The sequence below is a fragment of the Cyclobacterium qasimii M12-11B genome, assembly GCF_000427295.1.
Taxonomy (GTDB): domain Bacteria; phylum Bacteroidota; class Bacteroidia; order Cytophagales; family Cyclobacteriaceae; genus Cyclobacterium; species Cyclobacterium qasimii.
Genome location: NZ_ATNM01000195.1, coordinates 1 through 2,969, shown reverse-complemented (window position 1 = coordinate 2,969; position 2,969 = coordinate 1). Strand labels below are relative to the sequence as shown.

Sequence of the window (2,969 nt, the reverse complement as noted above, 5' to 3'; positions counted from 1 at the left end):
ATTCCTATTGATAGGATTTCATTACCCAAAAAATCCAGTTAAAAACGGGAATGGGTTTAATGGTTTAAATTTTCAATTGTAATGAATTTCATATTTTAATATCCCCCAGCTTTAGCTGGGGGATGATTTGGGTTTACGCGTTTCTGTGGCTTTAGCCAAATGCTTACTATGGGGAGATTTCCATCTATTTTGCGCGATGGCTACAAATTGGGCCTTTCTTATTTAACCAGCCTCAACTCATCAACCACATTTTCACTGGAATCTTTGGCGGTGAAGGTAAGGCTGTCGCCATCGATGTCTAGCACCTGATAAAATGGGCCCTGCTCATACCTAATCTCGGCATAGGGTTCTTCGTCCATGCCCCTATTAGGGCTAGGAATACCTATGGAAATCATGTATATGGTACCATCCCTGGCGTCAGCAACGACTTTGCCATCCTTCATGGGATTGGAACGCATGTAATAATGGATGTGTCCTGAAAATACCATGTCAACATGGTACTTGTCAAATAAAGGGATCCACTCTTTTTGGATGTTAGGGTAGGGCTCCTCCCAGTTGTATGGAGGGAAGTGGAACATGGCAAATTTCCATGTGGCCTTGGATTCACTCAATTGTTGCTCGATCCATTTGGTTTGCAGCTCGTCCTTTGAGGTGGCGTCAATCATCAGAAACAAGGCATTTTTATAATTGAAGGAGTACGTGTGTTCAGTAGGAAGGTCCTTTGGCCCATTCGTTGGGTAGCTGAAAAGTTTCCTGTACATCTCGGCCCCAAGTCCCATGCGGTTGTCATGATTTCCAATCACATTCATAAAGGGTCTCTGGGAGATGACGTCTTTGGAGTATTCGAAGAGCTCATCCCATTGGTCTCTATGTAGGCCATCACTTACAAGGTCACCGGCAATGGCCTGAAAAGCTGCCTCTGGATGCTTTTGAAATGCCTGGTTCGCCAACTTTCCCCATATGGGTGAAAAATGGGAGTCACCATACCAAATAAAGGAAAAAGTATCGTCATTGGATTGCGTGGTGAAAGTCTGCGTTTCAGACCAGTTGTCTTGCGAGCTTATTTTGTATTCATAAGTTGTTCCTGCCTCCAGGTTTATCAGATTGGCCGTAAACCGATTTACATAACGGTCATTGGCAAGTCTAAGGTCTTCCATTTCATACTTGACCGCATCTATGGATAGTGTATCGCTTGTCCCTTTTATCCTGTAGGTTACTTTACCTGTGTCAATCGAATTGGCAGTTCTCCATTGAATGTCCATCGTAGAGGAAGGATCATCACTCCAGGTCAACATGATTTGATCGGCCTTTTCTGAGGAAGGAAACTTGGTGGTTCTAAAAGCATTGACCAATTGAGATTCGGTCCCTCTTCCTCGTACCGTCGTTAGCATCTGCTGTCCTTTTAATGCCTCTGGGACCTCTAATAATACCAGTTCATCCCAGTCGCCGTAAACAAAAGCCCCATCATCCATGGTACCGATGAAATCAGTTTCCGGATAAATATCGCTGATGGTCAATTCCTCACTTTCATTCTGAGGGGCTACAGTTACAAAATAATGGTAACTGTAATTCTCAAGGCCATTGATCCCCAATCCAATTTCGCCTTTGTCAAAATTCTTTTGCCATACTTCATAATCCGTCATTTCGTTGTGCATGGTCATTTCGGTTTTCTCAAAGCCACTTTCCTTGAGCCAGAAGGGTAGCCTTTCTTGCTTTATGCTCCTTATTACCGATACCACGACAGGTACATTCACATTAAAGGTCCAATGACCACTGGAAAGGATCTCAAGTTCCTCTTCGGTAAACAAGCCAAATGCTTGCTCGTAAGTAAGGGCATGAAGTTCTTCTACTGATTTTGTCTGGTAAAGCTCTGAGACCTTCTTGCTGATAAGTTCTTTGGATGTACTACGCTGTTGTTCGTTGGTTTCAGAACAAGCAAAGAGCATAAAGAGTAGGGCAAAAACGTAGGTTGTATTTTTGTATAGGTTGATTTTCATATTCAAGATTTCATTATTACTGATTTTAAAAGCAGGCCAATGATTGGTGGTTTTTTTATCTTAAACCTGCTGTCTAATTAATGACTGAAAACCAGTTGATTTGGGCCACTATTTATTGTTAAATTTAAGTTAACACCGAAAAAATGCGAATCCTGACCTGATGGATGATAACGATTCTAAAAAACGGGGTGGAATCACAGGGAATAAAAACCCCTTATTCACGGATTATTCGATAATATTAAGGACGATGCATCTTTGAAATGCGCAAATTAAATGCAGGATTTGGCTGGAAATCACGATTTCACGGTCCTATCATTCGAAATGTCGATTCCTTTAGAAAAATAGCAGCCTACATTTACCATAATCCCAGCAAGGAGTGGATTACCTTGAATTTATAATAGCTAAGAGACCTTCAAAACCGTGAAGATTCACTTGTAACAGGTTTATTTTTCTACTATAATTTTCTTGACAACTGGTTTACCAAATGCTTTGTGAACCTTAATTATATAGCTGCCATTTGCAAGCCCGATCAAGTCTATTCTATTGGAATTAGAAGTGGAAAGGACAAGGTTTCCTGAGGTGTCAAACAGTTCTATTAAATAAGCACCTCCATTTTCCCAGCCAATCTCTACGAACCTAGTGGTGGGATTTGGGAATATTTTGATGGGATGAGTCGAATCCTCAAGAGAGGTTACAATCAAATCTGAACCATCACAATTTTCATCTATGTCATTGTTTGGAATGTCTATTTGGTCAGGGTTAATGCCAGGGTTTTCATCATCACAATCATTTGCTTTAAGAAAGCCATCTTCATCCAGATCATCGTCCAGGGTTTCCGGGTTACAGTCATCATCTATCCCATTGTAGGGTATTTCAGTCTGGTCTGGGTTTATGTTTGGATTGGTGTCATCACAATCATTTGCAGCAATAAAGCCATCCTCATCAAGGTCATCATCTGAAGTATTTGGATCA

2 protein-coding genes are annotated in these 2,969 nt (G+C 41.2%); both read right to left on the bottom strand.

What is annotated here, in order from left to right; all coding sequences use genetic code 11:
• Window positions 1-218: 218 nt before the first annotated feature.
• On the bottom strand, window positions 219-1,997 hold the full coding sequence (locus ADICYQ_RS24005; protein WP_020894176.1) for a purple acid phosphatase family protein: 1,779 nt from the start codon (window positions 1,995-1,997) through the stop codon (window positions 219-221).
• Between the two features lie 443 nt (window positions 1,998-2,440).
• The coding region (locus ADICYQ_RS24000) for a MopE-related protein (protein WP_040418050.1) at window positions 2,441-2,969 on the bottom strand (529 nt) is incomplete at its 5' end.